Raw genomic sequence first — 20,217 nt, 5'->3', positions numbered from 1 at the left:
AATAATGAGAAGTCAGCAGACGTCATAGTAGGGAAAATGTACCGAAGGACGGAACAATATTCATACAAAGTAAAGAATGGAGGTTATAGATTTACATCATGCAGAAAACAACGAACTAGTTGGCAACATATAGAGAGATAAGTAGTGGAACGAAAAAGGGTAAATAAGTGCGCATGGTAAATCTTAGGTGAAATGAAAGAAATGTATCGTGAGTTTCCATCGATGATGGAGCTTGTTGTAAGAGAACACAACATTCAAAAGGCAATTAAGAAAGTTAAAAAGAATAAAGGTGCCCCTGGCATTGATGGCATGAAAGTGAGTGAAATACAAGGTCACTTTGCGCAATACTTTCCAAAAATAAAACAAAAACTGCTTGAAGGTACATACAAACCTCAAGCAGTTAAGAAAGTTGAAATTCCCAAAGCAAATGGGAAAAAGCGTGTGCTTGGTATACCTGTCGTAAGAGACAGAGTGATACAACAAGCAATTAAACAAGTGATTGAACCTAGTATCGATCGTACCTTCTCTAAACACAGTCATGGCTTTAGACCTAATCGTAGTACAGGAACAGCACTGAAAGAATGTGCGTCTTACTATGAAGCAGGTTACACGATAGCCGTAGATTGTGATTTAAAACAATGCTTTGACAACATAAATCATGATAAACTCATGTATTTATTTGAGCGCCACATTAAAGATAAAGCGGTATCGACATTTATCCGTAGAAGGTTACAAGTTGGTGCCATTGACCTATCTGGCGAAGTCGCAGAAAGAAAGATAGGTGCACCGCAAGGTGGTGTGATATCACCATTACTCTGTAACATATATCTACATGAACTGGATAAAGAGCTCGAAAAACGTAATCATCGTTTTGTGAGATATGCAGATGACTTCGTCATCTTTGTCAAGACGAAACGTGCAGGTGAACGTGTGATGGATAGTATTAAAACATTCATACACAAAACCCTCAAACTTGAAGTCAATAATGATAAAAGTAAGGTGGGTTCTCCTACCCGTTTAAAGTTCTTGAGTTGTCTAATGAGCAAAGTAAATGGCACTTATCGTTTCAGACCCACTACGGAAGCAAAAAGAAATTTAAAACGCAACTTAAAGTGGTTAACCAGACGAAGTAGACCAGGTTCATTCCAAGATATTATAACAGAAATTAATCGTGTGACACGAGGATGGATTAACTATTTTGGAAAAGGATTCATAAAAAGATTTCTTAAAGAATTAGAACCTTGGCTAAATCGCCGCATTAGGCAACTCATACTCAAAAGATGGAAGAAGATTAAAACAAAATATAAGATGTTGCGCAAGTATGGTCTAGACCACGATAGCGCAATGAGAATCGCGAGCTCAAGAAAGAAATACTGGCGTTTATCATCTACGCATGAGGTTCATCGTGCACTTACAACAAAACGTCTCCGCAAGTGGGGGTTATTATCACTAACCCAACTCGCAGAGACGGCTTACGCAAGATATTGAACCGCCGAGTACGGAACCGTACGCTCGGTGGTGTGAGAGGACGAATAATCAAGTAATGATTATTCTCCTACTCGATTTGTCCAAAACGTGCTGATGACATTTTAAAAGCAAGTATGGAATATCAGTCGACAGACTATAAACGGAGGTATATCTCATGGAAAACAATGATAGCAATGAAGTAGCTTATTTGTTAAAAGATGGTAAATTTACAAAAGTATATGTCAATCAAGATAGTGTATCTTTTGTGCCAGGGTAACAAGCAACCGAATTATTATTTAACAGTAAACCGAATTCAATTGTTATGTTACATAACCATCCTGGACAGTCAGGATTTTCAGAATATGATTTATTTACATTTTTTAAGCATCCATCAATAAAATCAATGACAATCGTTACTAATAAGGGACAAGTAAAATTTATTACCAAGTCAAATAGGTTTCATGGTAAAATAGTGAGTAAATTTTGTGCTAAATATTTTACGCATATTAATATCATTAATGATAGCCATATTGAAAAATTATTGAAAAAACTTTATAGTATAAATATGATTAAATATAAAGTGAGATGATTTTAATTATGTTAGATTCACAATTAGATGGAAATGTAACTGCAAAAGAATTGAGTGAATCTTTTAAAGAATTAGTTGAAGAATTTGAAAGTATAGAAAAAGCGAAAAAGAATTCAAATTCAAAAGATAAATAGCATCCTTTTTAGACAGATAAAGAGAAAGTGGTGCTATTTTTATACGCTTTTTTAACTATTTACTGAAAATGCAGAAGCACAAAAGTTAACATATTTAAAAGAACTTGGTGAAGATGGCGAATATAAATATGTTGCCAAAATAGATAGTAAAACATCTAAATTATGTCATTCACTTAACGGAAAAATATTTAAAGTTAAAGATATGATACCAGGTGTGAATGCGCCACCTATGCATCCTTGGTGTAGAAGTACCACAGTGCCACATGTTGGCAATTGGCGGGACAAGTTCTTTAAAGAGCGTGAAGGTAAATATCAAGTAGAAGTAAAAGAAGCATAATTACAGGAAAAAGCTAAAAACCAGATGAAAGAAATGATTAAAAATGGTAAAATAAAAATAGAAATAAATTGCGGAAAATAAAATAGATATATGTTAGGTCATCACCTATATAATGAAAATAAAAAAAGAGCCATTTTAAATAATAAGAAATTGCCTAGCTATACAATACTTTCTATAGATTTATTGAATGAATTGTTAAGAGAAAAAATGTCAACAGGCAATCTAATATTAAGTGATGAGCGATTTGATTTGAAAGAGATTATTAATTTTAATCAAATTATTGGAAAAATACATATCGAAAATGTGTATATTGAAACCAGAAAGGGAAAAGTGCATTATTCGAAGACAGGTGCTCATATAGTACCTTATATTGATAAGTAGGTGAAAAGTATTGAGAATTGAAGATGCATATCGTAAAGATGTTATTATCACGCTTTTGAATAATGAAGAATACGAAGGGTTTGTAACTGACTATGAAAATGAATTCGAGAGCGAAACAGGAAATCTTGTTGTAGATATACAGACTGATTTTGCTGTTTATTCGTTTGATGAAACTGAGATAAAAAGTATTAGATTATTAAAATAATTACAAAATAGCATCCTTTCTACAAAAAGCTAAAAAAGAAATGCTTGAAATGATAAGTAATGGTAAAATGACGATGAAATTGAATAATGTTAAGCAAAAGCGTCATATTTTATGCACAAATGAATATAATAATAAGAAAAATAATTCATCTTTATTACCAAGTTATACTATAATAGATTCTAATGAAAGTGAAAAGATGACTAAAAAAGAATTTATTGATATTCCAGTTTTGTTTGATGATGAAGGGAATTTTAGAATAAAACAAGTTATAGATTATAAAAAGATAATAGGTAAATCTTATGTGAATGGTAAATATATTGAAACGAAATTAGGTAAGGTTCATTATTCTAAAACTGGTTTTCATGTAGTTCCGTATATTAAAAAGGAGTGATTAAATATGAATTTACAGTCATACATAGGCAAATTAGTCAAATTAACGCTTACTAATAATAAAATATTAATTGGAAAAGTGATAGACTTTGATGATAAAGTTGATAATTTTGATGGTTATAATTCGATAGAAATTGATACAGGTAGAATTACATATGATATATCAGAAAATAAAATTAAAACTATTGTTTTACAATAATAGCATCCTTTCTACACAGATAAAGAGAAAGCGGTGCTATTTTTTGCGCTTTTATAACAACTAAGGATACAAGACACATAACTTCAACAATATCCTCATCTAAACCTATTGATTTCCTAAGTTCAATTTTAAACACAAAGTTTATTTGTAAAGATGCACACCTATAAAAATCTTAATCATCGAAATGTCACAAACATCTCCATATTAAAAACTTAAATAGTGCATTCCATTTAAACTAAACATCGATATTCCTACCAAAATAGATTTAGTAATTCAAATGATATTACATCACTTTCATAAAATAACTACAACCATCATAATACTTTTCAAATCTCGTCAAATTAAAGTAAATACAGCACAAATTAACATTTTTAAATTTATAAAATAAAACAAGATACTCAATAATCTGTAGTATCTTGTTTTGGAATAATGTAATTTTATATCATCAACGGCTTCAAATGAGCAGTTTCATATATAAATAAACACAACTACTCAACTGAACTTGATTAATTAATAAATGATTTGCCAGATGACATATAACAGCATTATTAGATTAATTCTAATAGTTTATTTAAATTTTCTTCGGTTGTCGCCCAGCTGGTTGCGAATCTAACAACACGATGTTGATCATCGTATTTTTCCCAAACAGCAAATTTAACTTTTTGTTCTAACTCTGCTATTTTCTCGTTACTTAAAATAAAAAATTGTTGATTGGTTGGAGAATCAAAGTAAAGACGATAGCCTTTATTTTTAAACCCGTCTTTCATCTTATTTGCCATTTCGATAGCATGTCTGCTTATATTAAAATATAAATTGTCCGTAAATAATTCTAAAAATTGTATGCCTGTTAACCGTCCTTTTGCTAAAAGGGCACCGTGATGCTTGATTCGAGTGGTAAATTGTTTCGGTTCATTATTTTTCGTAAAAACAATGGCTTCCCCGCATAATGCACCTATCTTCGTACCACCTATATAAAATACATCACAATATTTAGCGATGTCTTTAATAGTCATATCTGATTGGTCACTCATCAATCCATACCCTAATCGTGCACCATCCATAAATAATGGAAGCTGATATTGCTTACATACTTTGCATAACTCTTCCAATTCTGATTTAGAGTATAATGTGCCATATTCTGTAGGATGAGAAATATATACCATTCCTGGGAATACCATATGGTCCTTTTTAAAATCACTTTTAAATGTCTCCATGTAAGTTTCAACATCTGAAGCACTAACTTTTCCTTCCTTAGAGGGTATAGTAATTACTTTATGTCCACTATATTCAATTGCACCGCCCTCATGCACAGCAACATGACCAGTGTCTGCTGAAATAACCCCTTCGTAACTTTCTAACATTGAATTAATAACAACCTGATTGGTTTGCGTTCCACCTACTAAAAAACGGATAGTAGCATTTGGACAGTCAATTGTATCCTTAATCTTTTCAATTGCCTGATTTGTGAATTGATCAAAGCCATATCCCGAAGCTTGTACAAGATTTGTATCTACTAATCTTTTTAATACTTTTTCATGAGCGCCTTCTAAATAATCATTTTCAAATGAAATCACTACATTTCCCCCTAAAACTAATATCAACATTTTAATAAGATAAACCAATTTCAAAACTAGTTCGATATTTAAAATGTATTATGAATGGTTAAAGTTTGTATCGCATTATCGCGAAGTTGAATAAATATATTATACATCAAACAATACATTAATAAAATTAATTAATTTTTAATCATAGCGACTTTTCGTGCTGGAACACATATATTAATGATTGAATTTTACTGTTAAAAGTTCTATGATTTAGGAAATAGAGAAAAGAGGGGATTTAAATGGAACAAATTAAACTTAAAACTTTTACAGCTGAGACTTTAGAATTATTAGAATCAAATATCAACGAATTTTTAGGTTCTGAAGAAGCTACAAATTTGAAATTAGTAAATATTACAATAAAAGAAATTGAAGAAAGAACATTTCCAAATAATGAAGAAGAGTTTAATGCAATATTAACTCTATCTGTAAATAAATAATCTGGAAAGAAAGGTACAAAAGTTTTTTGTGCCTTTCTTTATAGGAGAAATAAACTATGCAATTTTCATTTTCAAATGATTTAGGAACACTTTTTACCATCATTTTAGCAATTGCCTTTATCATTAATTTAGTTCTAGCGTTTATTATTATTTTTTTAGAAAGAAATAGACGTACAGCCAGTTCAACATGGGCGTGGTTATTTGTACTTTTTGTCTTACCATTGATTGGTTTTATCCTTTATTTATTTTTTGGAAGAACGGTTTCTGCGCGTAAACTAAATAAAAATAATGGGAACGTGTTAACAGATTTTGATGCGCTTTTAAAGCAGCAGATTGAAAGCTTTGATAAAGGTAATTATGGTACAGATAATAAACAAGTTCAAAAGCACCATGATTTGGTACGTATGTTGTTAATGGATCAAGATGGCTTTTTAACTGAAAATAATAAAATTGATCATTTTATTGACGGAAATGATTTATATGATCAAGTTTTACAAGATATTAAAAATGCTAAAGAATACATCCATTTAGAGTATTATACATTCGCTCTAGATGGCTTAGGCCAAAGAATTTTAAAAGCGTTAGAAGAGAAATTGAAACAAGGTCTAGAAGTGAAAATTTTATATGATGACGTTGGTTCAAAGAAAGTTAAGATGGCTAATTTTGATCATTTTAAATCGTTAGGTGGAGAAGTTGAAGCATTTTTTGCTTCTAAATTACCGTTATTGAATTTCAGAATGAATAATAGAAATCATAGAAAAATCATCGTAATCGATGGTCAACTAGGTTATGTCGGAGGATTTAACATTGGTGATGAATATCTAGGTTTAGGAAAATTAGGGTATTGGAGAGATACGCATTTACGTATACAAGGCGATGCGGTTGATGCACTGCAGTTGCGATTTATTTTAGACTGGAATTCGCAAGCACATCGACCTCAATTTGAATATGATGAAAAATATTTTCCTAAAAAGAATAAATCATTCGGTAATGCGCCAATCCAGATTGCTGCAAGTGGTCCTGCCAGTGACTGGCATCAAATTGAATATGGTTATACAAAAATGATTATGAGCGCTAAGAAGTCGGTATATTTGCAATCGCCTTATTTCATTCCGGATAACTCATATATAAATGCCATTAAAATTGCAGCTAAATCAGGGGTAGATGTTCATCTGATGATTCCATGTAAGCCAGATCATCCTTTAGTTTATTGGGCGACATTTTCAAATGCCTCTGACTTATTATCAAGTGGTGTTAAAATTTATACGTATGAAAATGGATTTATACATTCTAAAATGTGCTTAATTGATGATGAAATCGTATCAGTCGGCACAGCAAATATGGACTTTAGAAGTTTTGAATTAAATTTTGAAGTAAATGCCTTTGTATATGATGAAAATCTTGCTAAAGATTTAAGAGCGGCTTATGAACATGATATTACAAAATCAAAACAACTTACTGAAGAATCTTATGCTAATAGACCATTGTCTGTTAAGTTTAAAGAATCGTTAGCTAAATTAGTTTCGCCAATTTTATAATTTATTTGTAAGGAGTCTCGATTATAGAGGCTCTTTTTATTTCTGCAATTAATGACTATAATTGTATTATGTAAACCGTAAAAGTGACAAATGTCATTTTGAACCAATGACAAAGTATCCTATTTTAAATCGAATAAATTTACTAATCTTAAATTAATAAAATATTAAGAGGTGATTCATTTGATTCAAATATCTAATATTAATAAATCATTTAAGAAAAAGTGTGTTTTAAAAAACATTTCATTTGATATTGAAAAAGGTACCTGTATCGCATTAATCGGAAAAAATGGTGCTGGAAAATCAACGTTAATTGATATATTAATTGGTAATGTTAATGCTAATTCTGGTGAGATATTTGATAAAGACAAGTTATTACAAAGTGAAAATCGCAGTATAATGTTCCAAAAAACGATGTTTCCAGATCAATTAAAAGTTATTGAGATTATCAACTTATATCAATCATTTTACGAAAATCCATTACCATTGGAAGAAATAATAGAACTGACGAAATTTGATTCTAGTCAACTGAACCAATTTGTAAATAAACTTTCTGGTGGTCAACAACGATTACTCGATTTTGTATTATCTTTAATCGGACAACCACAATTGATCTTATTAGATGAACCAACATCGACTATGGATATAGAAATTAGAGAATATTTTTGGTCAATTATTGAAAATTTAAAAGAAGATAATCGAACGATACTCTATACATCGCACTATATTGAAGAAGTCGAACGTATGTCAGACAAAATTATTCTCATTGAAAATGGAGAAATAATACTTAATGATTCAACGTCACATATTAGAACCAATCAGCAATCTCAGATTACGTTATCCGATGAATATATAAGAAAGTTAAAACTAGATAAAGATGATTTAGTTATTCAAAAAAATCATAATGGCACTATCAAAATTATTACTTCAAATGTAAATGATACGATTTTATATCTTCAACAACTTCATATTAATTTGGATGATATTGAAATACAAAAAGTCTCAATTGTTGATTCATACTTCAACAATAAAAAGCAAAGGGGATCTAATTATGATACTAAGTTACTTGAAAATCGAATTTAAAGTTATAATGCGTAAAAAAACAACATTAATATTATCTATTTTATTTCCTGTTATATTCTATATATTATTTACTTCGATATTGGAATTGCCGGAAGATGTTAAACCTAAATTTTATAAAGAGTATATGTATAGTATGACGGTTTATAGTTTGTTAAGTTTTAGTTTACTAACTTTTCCATTAGATATTATTAATGAAAAACAAAATGAATGGCGCCAAAGATTAATGGTAACACCATTTACTTTTACTAGTTATTATATTTCAAAAGTAGTGAAAACTATGCTGCAATTTGCAATAGCGATATTAGTTATTTTTATGGTTGGACATTTTTATAAAGGTGTTGCAATGAGTGCAGTTCAATGGTTAGAGTCAGGAATATTTTTATGGTTAGGTGCGTCTCTATTAATAACTTTTGGCATATTATTTTCTTTGTTAAATGATATTCAAAAAACAAGTGCTTTAGCTAATATCGTAACAATTGGTTTAGCAGTATTAGGTGGATTGTGGTTTCCGATAAACACATTTCCAAATTGGCTTCAACATGTTGCTCATGTTTTACCGAGCTATCATTTGCGTAAACTAGGTGTAGATATTGCTTCAAATCATCATATCAATTTAATATCATTTGCTATAATACTCTTGTATGCTTTAGGGAGTATATTAGCAGTATATTGTATTAGTCATTTTAAAAGGGCGGAATAAAATATGAAATTTTTAAAAGATACTTCAATTGCTGAAATATCGTCTATACTTTATCTGATTTTTCCTATTGCCGGTATATTTTTTAATGAAGTATATGGTCCCAAATGGTTGTATATTATATCAGTCATTGTCTTTTCGTTGTCGTATCTTATATTAGTTATAGTAAATAATAGACTTAATACATTAATGTTTTACATTTTGTTGATTATTCATTATTTTATTATTTGTTATTTTGTTTTCAGTGTACATCCAATGCTAAGTTTGTTTTTCTTTTATAGTGCTTTTGCCGTTCCATTTACTTTTAAAAATAATGTTAAAAAAACGGCAACTAATTTTTTCATACTAACAATGATTATATGTACAATAATAACGTACTTATTTTATAACAACTATTTTGTTGCAATGATGGTTTATTATGTCGTTATATCGTTAATAATGCTAGATAATTTTAAAAAAATGAAAAACCGTGAATATCAAAAAGAAATAGCAGAAAAAAATAGACATATTAATACATTAATTGCTGAACAAGAGCGACATAGAATTGGTCAAGACTTACATGATACGTTAGGGCATGTGTTTGCAAGTTTATCATTAAAATCAGAATTAGCTTATAAACTAATAGATGCTGATGTAGAAAAAGTAAAAGCTGAATTATTAGCAATTAATAAATTATCTCGTGAATCATTGAACAAAGTTCGAGAAATTATTGATGATGTAAAATTACCATCATTTATTGAAGAGATTGATAGTATACGTAAAGTTTTAAAAGATGCTGATATTGATTTTACATTTGAAAATAAAGAATTAGCGCAAGTATTAAGTCCTACTAAACAATCTATGTTAGTTATGATTACGCGTGAAGCGATAAATAATGTTATTAAACATGCAAATGCTTCAAAAGTTCATGGTAAATTAAAAACTGTAAACAATCATAAATTACTGCTTATGATTGAAGATGATGGCAAAGGTATCGATAGTGATTGTGAGGTGAAAAGTATTTCACAGCGTGTACAACATTTAAATGGAACTTTAGCAGTCGACTCAACAAATGGAACTAAAATAATCATTGAAATCTCAACAGGAGGAATAGCATGACATCTTTAATTATTGCAGAAGATCAAAATATGTTACGACAGGCAATGGTTCAATTAATTAAACTACATGGTGATTTTGAAATTTTAGCAGATACTGATAATGGTCTCGATGCAATGAAACTTATTGAAGAATATAATCCTAACGTTGTTATTTTAGATATAGAAATGCCAGGCATGACTGGACTTGAAGTTTTAGCGGAAATTAGAAAAAAGCATTTGAATATTAAAGTGATTATTGTAACAACTTTTAAAAGACCGGGATACTTTGAAAAAGCAGTTGTGAATGATGTGGATGCATATGTTTTAAAAGAACGTTCTATAGAAGAATTGGTGGAAACCATTAATAAAGTAAATAACGGAGAGAAAGAATATAGCGCCACATTGATGACTTCATTTTTTGTAGATAAAAACCCATTAACGCCCAAAGAACAAATTGTATTAAGGGAAATTGGCAATGGTTTAAGTAGTAAAGAAATAAGTGAAAAATTATTTTTGACAGATGGAACAGTTAGAAATTATACATCTGTTATAATTGATAAATTATTTGCAGATAATCGTTTTGATGCTTGGAAAAAGGCAAATGAAAAAGGCTGGATCTAAATACAAACAAAAAAGTATTGAGTGTTTTGATTTAAGAGACTTGGAAAGTGAGTCAATAATCAAAATCTTACTCAATACTTTTATTTTGGTACTCGCAATTTAGATTTGTTAACTAATTTTTTCGCTTATTATAAAACGAAACAATCAAGTAAACGATAAAGCCTACAAAGATACCCAATAAAATAGATAGTACTGCCGTCACTATTAATGGTAATTTGAAAAATATTTGTAGGAAAATACCAATGATAATTGCGATAATTACTGCAATTAATGTGACTGTATTTTCATTTGAAATGTTCATTTATTTTCACTCCTTAACAATAACATTATATCATGCTATAGCTTTCCAAAATATTGAAATATGTAGATATGGCTATTGACGATATTTCTTAACTTTTATATGATTAATCGGAATGAAAAAAGAGAAGTAGGTGGCAATATGAAGTCAAATAAATCGCTTGCTATGATTGTGGTAGCCATCATTATTGTAGGTGTATTAGCATTTCAATTTATGAATCATACGGGTCCTTTCAAAAAGGGGACGAATCATGAAACTGTACAAGATTTAAATGGTAAAGATAAAGTACATGTTCAAAGAGTTGTGGATGGTGATACATTTATTGCAAATCAAAATGGTAAAGAAATTAAAGTTAGGCTTATAGGGGTTGATACGCCAGAAACGGTGAAACCGAATACGCCTGTACAACCATTTGGCAAAGAAGCATCAAATTATAGTAAGAAGACATTAACAAATCAAGATGTTTATTTAGAATATGATAAAGAAAAACAAGATCGCTATGGTAGAACATTGGCGTATGTATGGATAAGTAAAGATCGTATGTACAATAAGGAATTAGTGGAAAAGGGACTTGCTAGAGAGAAGTATTTTTCACCAAATGGCAAATATAGAAATGTATTTATAGAAGCACAAAATAAAGCTAAACAACAGAAATTAAATATTTGGAGTAAATAATTAAATAGGTGATTATATATATTAAAGTAAAATATACTTGAAGCATCGATTTATTATTACCATAAATTTATATATAGAAATAATTTAAAGGCATAATAACCATAGTGCGTATCGAGCGTAATGGATTATTATGCCTTTGATTTTACTTGAATATAGCAGTGATTTGATCAACCTGTTCTTTATTTAAAGGGTGTTTAGATAGCTCTATGGCTTCGCTAATAATACGTCGTAACGAAGATTTTGTTGAAACTGTATCAACATATTTATCTCTTTCTTCAGAACCTTGAATGATATTAACTGTACCATCACTAAAGTAAATAACACCGGTACTTTGGACTTTAAAGTTAAATTTTTGTTCAATATGATCCTTTAATGCTTTAGCATTATTTGCTGCTAATTGATACGGATCATAATCATAAAAATCATAAATAACACGATTTGGTTGAACTGTTTCTGTAAAAGTATAGATAGACTTTCTTGATGAATTAAACTGATCATGATATTGCTGGCTAATGTAATGACCGACAACTTTTTCAATATTACTATTGCTCATTTCTGTATCATGCTCATCAGGTACATCAAAGTGATAAAATGTTTTTTCACCCCAGCTTTTTACATCAACGTTTATTAAACCGATATCTGAAACAATGATAAAATCAAATGAACGTGCATACTCGAAAAACGGATGTTTAGTAGCTAAATTGCTTGTAACGATAATATCGTAATATTTTAATTTACCATTTTCGAGATAGCTATCTAAAATCTTGCGTAATTCTCTTTTAGCATTTTTGTATGCATGGTGGCCAACATCATTATTAGAACTCAGCATTTGACTTCTTAATTCAGCATTTTCTGCACTTAATGCTTTGTTCTTTTTAATAAGTTGCTTTCTTGCATAAACTTCGGTATCTATTTTACTATTACTATACCTTTGATTTAAAACTAATATACCAATTAATGCTACAATGATAATGATAAGTACAACATAAAAAGACATTTTTTCACCAATCCTTTTTGACTTCTTTAACTTTGTATACAATAATAATTAATAAAGATTAATTGTTATTCAATTTCCCACATTTTTATTAGTTGATTTTAGTTCATCATTGTTATAATCAAATTATAAACTGACAGATATTGATGTTCAATGAATATGACGTGAAAGATTCGTGAATTCAAGTTTATGTCGAATTTATGTTATAACGGTCATTTAAATGACAGAATTAGGTCACTCATAGTATTTTGAAGATTGAATTCATTAATTTTAAAATGTATAATGATATTTGTGAAAGCGCTTGCTTAGGAGGTGTATTTGAGAGTGAATGAAATGAATGCTAAAGAACAATTAGTGGACAATTTAATGAAAACATCATCGCAATTATTTAAATTTCACGGTGAAGTTGCCATGCAGCTTTTCTTAAATGATGAATTAAAATTACCTTCTATTGTTGAAATATGCGTGGAACGTAAGCGTTTAAGTGATATTGTGAAAGTTATTCCGCAATCATATGCGTTACTATACATAGATAAGCAAGATCAAGCAATAGCTAAAGAAGATTTATCACTTTCAAAAATTGCAAAAGTTTATGTGCAATATGATGATACAACAATAATGAGTATTTTCGTTTATGATGTAGTAAACGATGAATGGATTTTTAGATTGGATCCGAATATACGTATACCTAAGAGTAACATTTACTTCCATAGTTTAAATTGGGATGTGGATTATATTAAACCGGAAATCGTTCTAATGTATGATTTAATGCAACACCATCAGTATCATCATTATTCCAATTATAAACGTGTCATAGATGCATTAAGCTACTATCAATTTTTTATTTTAAAATTTGTAGTAGGTGAGCAACGTATTAAGGATGCAATCCAGAGAACAATAAATAATTAAGAAAAAGCAATTCATAACGCAGTTGAATACATGTGTTACGAATTGCTTTTATATTAGTTTTTATCACACAAGTTTTTTAATGCAACCCCGTGATAGCAAAACTCATATGTAGATAATACAGCTTTTTCAGCATCATCTACATGAATTCCAAACATCATCGAGATTTCCGAAGCACCTTGGTTAATCATTTTTAAGTTAATTTTTGATTCAGCTAAGGCATGTGTAATTTTATTTGCAGTACCGATGACTTTATTCATACCTTCGCCGACAATCATTAAAATTGCTAAATCATGCTCAATACTTAGCTCATCAACATCACATTTTTGACGAATTTCATTTAATACTTTTGTTTCTTTATTTTGAATTTGTTTTGAACGCATAACGATACTGATAGTATCAATACCTGAAGGCATATGATCAAATGAAATATTATTATCCTCTAAGACACCTAATATCTTTCTAGTAAAGCCGACTTGTCTATTCATTAAATACTTCTTGATATTAATAACAGTAAAATCTTTATCACAACTTATACCGCTAATCACATTTTTCGCATTTATTTCTCTATCATGCACTATAAATGTACCTTTATCTTGAGGGCGGTTCGTATTTTTAATCACCACAGGGATGCGATCTTTATAAAGTGGTTGTAAGGCTTCATCATGGAAAACACTAAAACCAGCATAAGATAATTCACGCATTTCTCGATAAGTGATTTCTTCGATTAATTCAGGATCTTTGATGATATTTGGATTAGCTTTATAAATACCAGACACATCGGTGAAATTTTCATAAATTGTAGCTCTAACACCACTTGATATGATGGCGCCAGTTATATCTGATCCGCCACGTGGAAATGTAACTATATATCCTTCATGAGATACGCCAAAAAATCCTGGGATAATTAGTTTCTCCTCATAATCTCTTAATTTTTTAATTTCAGAGTAAGCACTATCTAATATTTGTGCTTCTTGTGGGACGTCAGTAACAAAAATACCCGCTTCCTTCGGTGATATATATTTTGTTGGTATACCTTGACTATTATTATATAAAGCTATCAATTGCGCATTAAAATCTTCACCACAAGAAAGTAATGCATCTAATAGTCTCTTTGGTTCATTTTTTAATTGATTAATATAATGTTCCAAAGTCACATCTATCGTCCGTAAAATACTTTCATCCATTTGCAATTCTTTTACAATATCATCATAACGCTGAATAATTTCTCTTTTTTTATCATGATAATCAAGATGATTAATGACCTTTTCATATAATCTGATTAACAAATCAGTTGTTTTAATATCATTATCATGTCTTTTACCTGGAGCAGAAACGATAACAATCTTTCGCTCTGGATCAGAATTAACAATATTTAAAACCTTTTTAATTTGAGTAGCATTGGAGACGGAGCTACCACCGAATTTAGAAACTTTCATAGTGCATGCCAACCTTTCTAAAAAATCAGAAAATTGTATTCAGTTTTGTAAGTAAGAATGATATTATGTATTTATATTTTGAATATTACGAACTTTACAAAAATAAAGAATAATTCTATACTATACTATCATCTAGTGTTTTTCAATAATACATTTGTTTTTCTCAAAAGCACAAACGGAGGTACATAAAATGAAAAAATTAAATATAGCATTATTAGGATTAGGTACTGTCGGATCTGGTGTTGTTAAAATCATCGAAGAGAACCGACAGCAAATTCAAGATACATTAAATAAAGATATTGTCATAAAGCATATTCTTGTTCGAGATAAATCTAAAAAGAGACCGCTAAATATTAGCCAATATCATTTAACTGAAGATGTTAATGAAATTTTAAATGATGATTCATTAGATATTATCGTTGAAGTCATGGGAGGAATTGAACCAACTGTAGATTGGTTAAGAACAGCACTTAAAAATAAAAAACATGTTATTACCGCAAATAAAGATTTATTAGCAGTACATCTTAAACTTTTAGAAGATTTAGCAGAAGAAAATGGTGTAGCTTTAAAGTTTGAAGCGAGTGTAGCAGGTGGTATTCCGATCGTAAATGCCATAAATAATGGTTTGAATGCGAATAATATTTCAAAATTTATGGGAATTTTAAATGGTACCTCTAATTTTATTTTATCTAAAATGACTAAAGAGCAAACGACATTTGAGGAAGCACTTGATGAAGCGAAAAGACTTGGTTTTGCTGAAGCGGATCCAACTGATGATGTAGAAGGGGTAGATGCAGCGCGTAAAGTTGTCATTACATCATATTTATCATTTAACCAAGTCATTAAATTAAACGACGTTAAACGAAGAGGAATTAGTGGCGTAACTTTAACTGATATTAATGTAGCCGATCAACTGGGGTATAAAATTAAATTGATTGGTAAGGGAATATATGAAAATGGCAAAGTTAATGCATCGGTAGAACCAACGTTAATTGATAAAAAGCATCAATTAGCAGCTGTAGAGGATGAATATAACGCGATTTATGTCATTGGTGATGCCGTTGGTGACACGATGTTTTATGGAAAAGGAGCAGGCAGTTTAGCAACAGGTAGTGCCGTTGTCAGTGATTTATTGAATGTAGCATTATTCTTTGAATCAGATTTACACACATTGCCACCACATTTTGAATTAAAGACAGATAAAACAAGGGAAATGATGGATTCAGATGCAGAAATTAATATTAAAGAAAAATCCAATTTCTTTGTAGTAGTGAATCATGTCAAAGGTTCAATTGAAAATTTTGAAAATGAGTTAAAGGCAATATTACCATTTCACCGATCATTAAGAGTTGCAAATTACGATAATCAATCATATGCCGCTGTTATAGTTGGATTGGAATCATCACCGGAAGAATTAATCACTAAGCATGGATACGAAGTTGACAAAGTATACCCAGTAGAAGGAGTTTAATTATAATGAGAAGATGGCAAGGATTAGTAGAAGAGTTTAAAGCACATTTACCAGTAAATGAAAATACACCAAAATTAACATTGAACGAGGGAAATACACCACTCATTCATTGTGAAAATATGTCTAAAATACTAGGTATAGATTTATATGTGAAGTATGAAGGTGCCAATCCGACAGGTTCATTTAAAGATCGCGGTATGGTAATGGCTGTGACAAAAGCAAAAGAGCAAGGTAAGAAAATTGTAATATGCGCTTCGACTGGAAATACATCAGCGTCTGCAGCAGCATATGCAGCGAGAGCAGGTTTAAAAGCTATCGTCGTAATACCAGAAGGTAAAATTGCATTAGGTAAATTGTCGCAAGCAGTAATGTATGGTGCAGAAATCGTTTCTATTGAAGGAAACTTTGATGAAGCTTTAGAAATTGTAAAAGAAATTGCAAAAAGTGGCGAAATCGAGCTTGTAAACTCTGTCAATCCATTTAGAATCGAAGGACAAAAGACAGGCTCATTTGAAATTGTACAACAATTAGACGGTGAAGCACCTGATATTTTAGCGATTCCTGTAGGTAATGCAGGTAATATTACTGCATATTGGAAAGGCTTTAAAGAATATCATGAAGCTAAAGGATCACAATTGCCGAAAATGTTTGGCTTCCAAGCTGAAGGCGCATCACCAATTGTTCAAAATAAAGTCATTAAAAATCCTGAAACGATTGCAACTGCTATTCGAATTGGTAATCCTGCTAGTTGGGATAAGGCGACTAATGCTCTTAAAGAATCAAATGGATTAATAGATAGTGTTACTGATGATGAAATTCTAGAAGCATATCAGTTAATGACAACTAAAGAAGGTGTCTTTAGTGAACCAGCAAGTAATGCTTCTATTGCAGGTTTAATTAAATTGCATAGACAAGGTAAATTACCTCAAGGTAAAAAAGTAGTTGCTATTTTAACTGGTAATGGATTAAAAGATCCTGATACTGCTATTTCACTACTAGATAATCCGATAAAGCCATTGCCAAATGATAAAGATAGCATTATCGATTATATTAAAGGAGCTTTATAACATGTCGAATGTTTTGGAGTTAACAATTCCTGCATCAACAGCCAACCTTGGAGTTGGCTTTGATTCTATAGGTATGGCTTTAGATAAATTTTTGCATCTGTCTGTAAAGGAAACATCAGGGACAAAATGGAAATATATTTTCCATGATGATGCATCGAAGCAATTGCCTACTGACGAAACAAACTTTATTTATCATGTAGCACAACAAGTTGCTTCTAAATATAGTGTTGACTTGCCTAATTTATGTATCGAAATGAGAAGTGATATTCCATTGGCAAGAGGGTTAGGTTCGTCAGCTTCTGCTTTAGTAGGAGCTATATATATCGCAAATTATTTTGGTGACATCCAACTGTCTAAACATGAGGTATTACAATTAGCGACTGAAATCGAAGGACATCCTGATAATGTTGCGCCGACCATTTATGGTGGTTTAATCGCTGGATATTATAATGATGTCTCGAAAGAAACGTCAGTTGCACATATCGACATACCAGACGTGGATGTGATTGTAACGATACCAACTTATGAACTTAAAACAGAAGCATCAAGACGTGCTTTACCACAAAAATTAACACATAGTGAAGCGGTTAAAAGTAGTGCAATTAGTAATACAATGATTTGTGCATTAGCACAGCACAATTATGAATTAGCAGGTAAACTCATGCAACAAGATGGCTTTCATGAACCGTATCGTCAGCATTTAATTGCTGAATTTGATGAAGTGAAAACAATTGCTAGTCAACATAATGCCTATGCAACTGTAATTAGTGGTGCTGGACCAACTATTTTAATATTTAGTCGCAAAGAAAATAGTGGCGAATTAGTTCGCGCTTTAAATAGAAATGTAGTTACATGTCATTCTGAATTAGTAGATATTAATGTTAGTGGTGTTAAAGAACGAATTGTATACCAATAGACACTTTATATTGTAAAATAGTATTGAATGTGAAATAGAGAGGAGATTTAATGCGATATGACAAATTATAAAGTTGTCGTTTTAGATATGGATGACACATTGCTAAATTCAGATAATGTGATATCAGAAGAAACTGCAAATTATTTAACAGCAATTCAAGATGAAGGTTATTATGTTGTTTTAGCATCTGGTAGACCTACTGAAGGTATGATTCCAACTGCTAGAGATTTAAAATTACCTGAACATCATAGCTATATTATTAGTTATAACGGCAGTAAAACGATTAACATGACTAATGAAGAAGTAGAAGTAAGTAAATCGATTGGTAAGCAGGATTTCGATGAAATTGTAGATTATTGTCGAGATAGAGGATTTTTCGTTCTTACATATCATGATGGTCAAATTATATACGACAGCGAACATGAATATATGAATATTGAAGCGGAATTAACTGGTTTACCGATGAAACGTGTTGATGATATCAAAGCATATATTCAAGGCGATGTACCCAAGGTCATGGGTGTAGATTATGTAGCGAATATTACAGAAGCTAGAATTGATTTGAATGGTGTGTTCAATGATAATGTAGATGCTACGACAAGTAAGCCATTCTTCTTAGAATTTATGGCCAAAGATGTTTCAAAAGGTAATGCAATTAAAGCGTTATGTCACAAATTGGGATATTCGGTGGATCAAGTCATTGCTTTTGGTGATAGTATGAATGATAAATCAATGTTTGAAGTCGCAGGTCTAGCTATTGCTATGGGGAATGCATCAGATGAACTTAAGCAATATGCAGATGAAGTTACGTTGGATCATAATGAAAATGGTATTCCGCATGCGCTCAAAAAATTGTTATAAATTTTAAAATAAGCCTTAACACATGATATTTGAATAAGATTGAAATGCTCCTTTCAAAGTAGACATTGAAAAAATGAAAGCTTTGAAGGGAGCTTTATTTATGTGAAAATGACTTCAGTTATACTATAGAGTATTTGAAATACATATTTTAGATTAGTAATGATATCAAACGAATATAGTAGATGTATATTTTTTTAATAAATCAAGTATTAATTAGTCACGGAAGGTAGATAAATAAATTTGAATCATTCTGAATAATGACGAATGTATTAAAAAATGCAGTGACAATCTAACATTAATTGTTAAAATCACTGCAAGCATCTTGATTTTATTTAGCTGTTTGTGTCCAGTCATGCTTCCCTCTGAAGCGTTTTACATGAGCATATATTTGGTCAGCAGTATAATCTAAATTTGTATAAACTGTAATACTGAACGCTGATTGGTTTTCAGCAAATGATTCTTCGGAAAATAATTCCTTTAAGTGCGTAAATAAATCATTCATTTGTTTATGGTTTAAACCGGGATATTCCCTTAAAGTTCTTTTTAATAATTGTCCGTTCTTTTCTTCTAATGCTTGAACTACAATAACAAATCTCTCATCTTGCTTTAGTACATCATCAAATAAATTTGTTTGTCCAATCATTGAATTTCACCCCTGAAAAGTTATTGTTATCTATATTATACACGATATGCAAAATATCTAAAATAAAGAATGGTAACATGGTCATAATAAAATATAAACAGAATACTAGTTAATACACTTTATACTAGAAAAAGATATTAAAGTATATCTTGCTTTACACCATTAAAAAGCGGCAAATGCTATAGATAATCT

At 30.5% G+C, this 20,217-nt stretch carries 24 protein-coding genes and 1 pseudogene; 19 read left to right on the top strand and 6 right to left on the bottom strand.

The window, feature by feature from the left end; translation table 11 throughout:
* Positions 1 to 201: 201 nt before the first annotated feature.
* From ltrA to IDG65_RS10020, 7 genes and pseudogenes are all read left to right on the top strand, one after another.
* Positions 202 to 1,488 carry a group II intron reverse transcriptase/maturase gene (gene ltrA, locus IDG65_RS10055; RefSeq protein ID WP_052997621.1) on the top strand — a complete coding sequence of 429 codons (1,287 nt, stop codon included), beginning with the start codon at positions 202 to 204 and terminating at the stop codon, positions 1,486 to 1,488.
* A gap of 74 nt (positions 1,489 to 1,562) precedes the next feature.
* Positions 1,563 to 1,670: a hypothetical protein gene (locus tag IDG65_RS10050; protein WP_031789497.1), complete on the top strand. Its 108-nt coding sequence runs from the start codon at positions 1,563 to 1,565 to the stop codon at positions 1,668 to 1,670.
* A 382-nt stretch (positions 1,671 to 2,052) separates the two neighbouring features.
* Positions 2,053 to 2,190 carry a hypothetical protein gene (locus tag IDG65_RS10040; RefSeq protein WP_000600812.1) on the top strand — a complete coding sequence of 46 codons (138 nt, stop codon included), beginning with the start codon at positions 2,053 to 2,055 and terminating at the stop codon, positions 2,188 to 2,190.
* A gap of 70 nt (positions 2,191 to 2,260) precedes the next feature.
* A pseudogene (locus tag IDG65_RS10035) lies at positions 2,261 to 2,908 on the top strand (minor capsid protein); the annotation flags it as partial.
* A 10-nt stretch (positions 2,909 to 2,918) separates the two neighbouring features.
* Complete coding sequence (locus IDG65_RS10030; protein WP_001217295.1) at positions 2,919 to 3,113, top strand: hypothetical protein; 195 nt, start codon at positions 2,919 to 2,921, stop codon at positions 3,111 to 3,113.
* A 40-nt stretch (positions 3,114 to 3,153) separates the two neighbouring features.
* Positions 3,154 to 3,504, top strand: a complete 351-nt coding sequence (locus IDG65_RS10025) for a polymorphic toxin type 50 domain-containing protein (protein WP_000891995.1) — start codon at positions 3,154 to 3,156, stop codon at positions 3,502 to 3,504.
* Positions 3,505 to 3,510: 6 nt separating this feature from the next.
* Positions 3,511 to 3,702 (top strand): hypothetical protein, encoded by a 192-nt coding sequence (locus IDG65_RS10020; RefSeq protein ID WP_001053371.1) that lies wholly within the window; start codon positions 3,511 to 3,513, stop codon positions 3,700 to 3,702.
* A gap of 548 nt (positions 3,703 to 4,250) precedes the next feature.
* On the opposite strand, the gene IDG65_RS10015 is transcribed toward IDG65_RS10020, so the two are convergent.
* Positions 4,251 to 5,276, bottom strand: a complete 1,026-nt coding sequence (locus IDG65_RS10015) for a threonine aldolase family protein (protein WP_000622716.1) — start codon at positions 5,274 to 5,276, stop codon at positions 4,251 to 4,253.
* Between the two features lie 269 nt (positions 5,277 to 5,545).
* Between IDG65_RS10015 and IDG65_RS10010 the strand changes: the two genes are divergently transcribed.
* The 6 genes from IDG65_RS10010 (at position 5,546) to IDG65_RS09985 (ending at position 10,755) form a co-directional block, all read left to right on the top strand.
* Complete coding sequence (locus tag IDG65_RS10010) at positions 5,546 to 5,743, top strand: hypothetical protein (protein WP_000435071.1); 198 nt, start codon at positions 5,546 to 5,548, stop codon at positions 5,741 to 5,743.
* 56 nt (positions 5,744 to 5,799) lie between these two features.
* A complete protein-coding gene (gene cls / locus IDG65_RS10005) occupies positions 5,800 to 7,281 on the top strand; it encodes a cardiolipin synthase (RefSeq protein WP_001160605.1) in 1,482 nt (493 codons plus the stop codon).
* Between the two features lie 171 nt (positions 7,282 to 7,452).
* Positions 7,453 to 8,361 (top strand): ATP-binding cassette domain-containing protein, encoded by a 909-nt coding sequence (locus tag IDG65_RS10000; RefSeq protein ID WP_206174086.1) that lies wholly within the window; start codon positions 7,453 to 7,455, stop codon positions 8,359 to 8,361.
* Entirely contained in the window at positions 8,330 to 9,061 is a 732-nt protein-coding gene (locus IDG65_RS09995; RefSeq protein WP_000603969.1) for an ABC transporter permease, read from the top strand. The genes IDG65_RS10000 and IDG65_RS09995 overlap by 32 nt, the downstream gene beginning before the upstream one ends.
* Positions 9,062 to 9,064: 3 nt before the next feature.
* The gene (locus tag IDG65_RS09990; protein WP_000670297.1) at positions 9,065 to 10,156 is read left to right on the top strand and encodes a sensor histidine kinase; all 1,092 of its coding nucleotides are present in this window, start codon (positions 9,065 to 9,067) and stop codon (positions 10,154 to 10,156) included.
* Complete coding sequence (locus IDG65_RS09985) at positions 10,153 to 10,755, top strand: response regulator (protein ID WP_000202390.1); 603 nt, start codon at positions 10,153 to 10,155, stop codon at positions 10,753 to 10,755. Before IDG65_RS09990 ends, IDG65_RS09985 begins: the two co-directional genes overlap by 4 nt.
* Before the next feature lie 112 nt (positions 10,756 to 10,867).
* Here IDG65_RS09985 and IDG65_RS09980 read toward each other — a convergent pair whose 3' ends face one another.
* Positions 10,868 to 11,056: a hypothetical protein gene (locus IDG65_RS09980; RefSeq protein ID WP_001027143.1), complete on the bottom strand. Its 189-nt coding sequence runs from the start codon at positions 11,054 to 11,056 to the stop codon at positions 10,868 to 10,870.
* A 138-nt stretch (positions 11,057 to 11,194) separates the two neighbouring features.
* Between IDG65_RS09980 and nucI the strand changes: the two genes are divergently transcribed.
* Entirely contained in the window at positions 11,195 to 11,728 is a 534-nt protein-coding gene (nucI, locus tag IDG65_RS09975) for a thermonuclease NucI (RefSeq protein WP_000841351.1), read from the top strand.
* 142 nt (positions 11,729 to 11,870) lie between these two features.
* Here nucI and IDG65_RS09970 read toward each other — a convergent pair whose 3' ends face one another.
* Positions 11,871 to 12,725, bottom strand: a complete 855-nt coding sequence (locus tag IDG65_RS09970) for a hypothetical protein (protein WP_000011825.1) — start codon at positions 12,723 to 12,725, stop codon at positions 11,871 to 11,873.
* Positions 12,726 to 13,055: 330 nt separating this feature from the next.
* Between IDG65_RS09970 and IDG65_RS09965 the strand changes: the two genes are divergently transcribed.
* Positions 13,056 to 13,631, top strand: a complete 576-nt coding sequence (locus IDG65_RS09965) for a hypothetical protein (RefSeq protein WP_001803470.1) — start codon at positions 13,056 to 13,058, stop codon at positions 13,629 to 13,631.
* A gap of 53 nt (positions 13,632 to 13,684) precedes the next feature.
* Here the strand turns inward: IDG65_RS09965 and IDG65_RS09960 are convergent, their stop codons facing one another.
* Positions 13,685 to 15,067, bottom strand: coding sequence for an aspartate kinase (locus IDG65_RS09960; protein WP_000868652.1), 1,383 nt, complete (start codon positions 15,065 to 15,067; stop codon positions 13,685 to 13,687).
* Positions 15,068 to 15,257: 190 nt separating this feature from the next.
* On the opposite strand from IDG65_RS09960, the gene IDG65_RS09955 reads away from it, so the two are divergent.
* From IDG65_RS09955 to IDG65_RS09940, 4 genes are read left to right on the top strand one after another with little or no spacing between them, the layout of a single operon-like run.
* Positions 15,258 to 16,538 (top strand): homoserine dehydrogenase, encoded by a 1,281-nt coding sequence (locus IDG65_RS09955; RefSeq protein ID WP_000735864.1) that lies wholly within the window; start codon positions 15,258 to 15,260, stop codon positions 16,536 to 16,538.
* A gap of 5 nt (positions 16,539 to 16,543) precedes the next feature.
* A complete protein-coding gene (gene thrC, locus IDG65_RS09950) occupies positions 16,544 to 17,605 on the top strand; it encodes a threonine synthase (RefSeq protein WP_001255460.1) in 1,062 nt (353 codons plus the stop codon).
* 1 nt (position 17,606) lies between these two features.
* Positions 17,607 to 18,521, top strand: coding sequence for a homoserine kinase (gene thrB, locus IDG65_RS09945; RefSeq protein ID WP_000073185.1), 915 nt, complete (start codon positions 17,607 to 17,609; stop codon positions 18,519 to 18,521).
* A 57-nt stretch (positions 18,522 to 18,578) separates the two neighbouring features.
* Positions 18,579 to 19,382, top strand: coding sequence for a Cof-type HAD-IIB family hydrolase (locus IDG65_RS09940; protein WP_000186309.1), 804 nt, complete (start codon positions 18,579 to 18,581; stop codon positions 19,380 to 19,382).
* 328 nt (positions 19,383 to 19,710) lie between these two features.
* Here the strand turns inward: IDG65_RS09940 and IDG65_RS09935 are convergent, their stop codons facing one another.
* Positions 19,711 to 20,025, bottom strand: a complete 315-nt coding sequence (locus IDG65_RS09935; RefSeq protein WP_000580201.1) for a hypothetical protein — start codon at positions 20,023 to 20,025, stop codon at positions 19,711 to 19,713.
* Positions 20,000 to 20,104: a hypothetical protein gene (locus IDG65_RS09930; RefSeq protein WP_001791424.1), complete on the bottom strand. Its 105-nt coding sequence runs from the start codon at positions 20,102 to 20,104 to the stop codon at positions 20,000 to 20,002. The genes IDG65_RS09935 and IDG65_RS09930 overlap by 26 nt, the downstream gene beginning before the upstream one ends.
* Positions 20,105 to 20,217 lie beyond the last annotated feature (113 nt).

Source organism: Staphylococcus sp. EG-SA-17, from assembly GCF_017151845.1.
In the GTDB taxonomy this organism is placed as follows: Bacteria; Bacillota; Bacilli; order Staphylococcales; family Staphylococcaceae; genus Staphylococcus; species Staphylococcus aureus.
This window is presented reverse-complemented; position numbering and strand designations above follow the sequence as displayed.

What these genes read in the sequence shown, in the direction of transcription:
- ltrA (WP_052997621.1), top strand. Translation starts at nt 202, where the DNA reads ATGTATCGTGAGTTTCCATCGATGATGGAGCTTGTTGTAAGAGAACAC.
- IDG65_RS10040 (WP_000600812.1), top strand. Translation starts at nt 2,053, where the DNA reads ATGATTTTAATTATGTTAGATTCACAATTAGATGGAAATGTAACTGCA.
- IDG65_RS10025 (WP_000891995.1), top strand. Translation starts at nt 3,154, where the DNA reads ATGCTTGAAATGATAAGTAATGGTAAAATGACGATGAAATTGAATAAT.
- IDG65_RS10020 (WP_001053371.1), top strand. Translation starts at nt 3,511, where the DNA reads ATGAATTTACAGTCATACATAGGCAAATTAGTCAAATTAACGCTTACT.
- IDG65_RS10010 (WP_000435071.1), top strand. Translation starts at nt 5,546, where the DNA reads ATGGAACAAATTAAACTTAAAACTTTTACAGCTGAGACTTTAGAATTA.
- cls (WP_001160605.1), top strand. Translation starts at nt 5,800, where the DNA reads ATGCAATTTTCATTTTCAAATGATTTAGGAACACTTTTTACCATCATT.
- IDG65_RS09995 (WP_000603969.1), top strand. Translation starts at nt 8,330, where the DNA reads ATGATACTAAGTTACTTGAAAATCGAATTTAAAGTTATAATGCGTAAA.
- IDG65_RS09990 (WP_000670297.1), top strand. Translation starts at nt 9,065, where the DNA reads ATGAAATTTTTAAAAGATACTTCAATTGCTGAAATATCGTCTATACTT.
- IDG65_RS09985 (WP_000202390.1), top strand. Translation starts at nt 10,153, where the DNA reads ATGACATCTTTAATTATTGCAGAAGATCAAAATATGTTACGACAGGCA.
- IDG65_RS09980 (WP_001027143.1), bottom strand. Translation starts at nt 11,056, where the DNA reads ATGAACATTTCAAATGAAAATACAGTCACATTAATTGCAGTAATTATC.
- nucI (WP_000841351.1), top strand. Translation starts at nt 11,195, where the DNA reads ATGAAGTCAAATAAATCGCTTGCTATGATTGTGGTAGCCATCATTATT.
- IDG65_RS09970 (WP_000011825.1), bottom strand. Translation starts at nt 12,725, where the DNA reads ATGTCTTTTTATGTTGTACTTATCATTATCATTGTAGCATTAATTGGT.
- IDG65_RS09965 (WP_001803470.1), top strand. Translation starts at nt 13,056, where the DNA reads ATGAATGCTAAAGAACAATTAGTGGACAATTTAATGAAAACATCATCG.
- IDG65_RS09960 (WP_000868652.1), bottom strand. Translation starts at nt 15,067, where the DNA reads ATGAAAGTTTCTAAATTCGGTGGTAGCTCCGTCTCCAATGCTACTCAA.
- IDG65_RS09955 (WP_000735864.1), top strand. Translation starts at nt 15,258, where the DNA reads ATGAAAAAATTAAATATAGCATTATTAGGATTAGGTACTGTCGGATCT.
- thrC (WP_001255460.1), top strand. Translation starts at nt 16,544, where the DNA reads ATGAGAAGATGGCAAGGATTAGTAGAAGAGTTTAAAGCACATTTACCA.
- thrB (WP_000073185.1), top strand. Translation starts at nt 17,607, where the DNA reads ATGTCGAATGTTTTGGAGTTAACAATTCCTGCATCAACAGCCAACCTT.
- IDG65_RS09940 (WP_000186309.1), top strand. Translation starts at nt 18,579, where the DNA reads ATGACAAATTATAAAGTTGTCGTTTTAGATATGGATGACACATTGCTA.
- IDG65_RS09935 (WP_000580201.1), bottom strand. Translation starts at nt 20,025, where the DNA reads ATGATTGGACAAACAAATTTATTTGATGATGTACTAAAGCAAGATGAG.
- IDG65_RS09930 (WP_001791424.1), bottom strand. Translation starts at nt 20,104, where the DNA reads ATGTTACCATTCTTTATTTTAGATATTTTGCATATCGTGTATAATATA.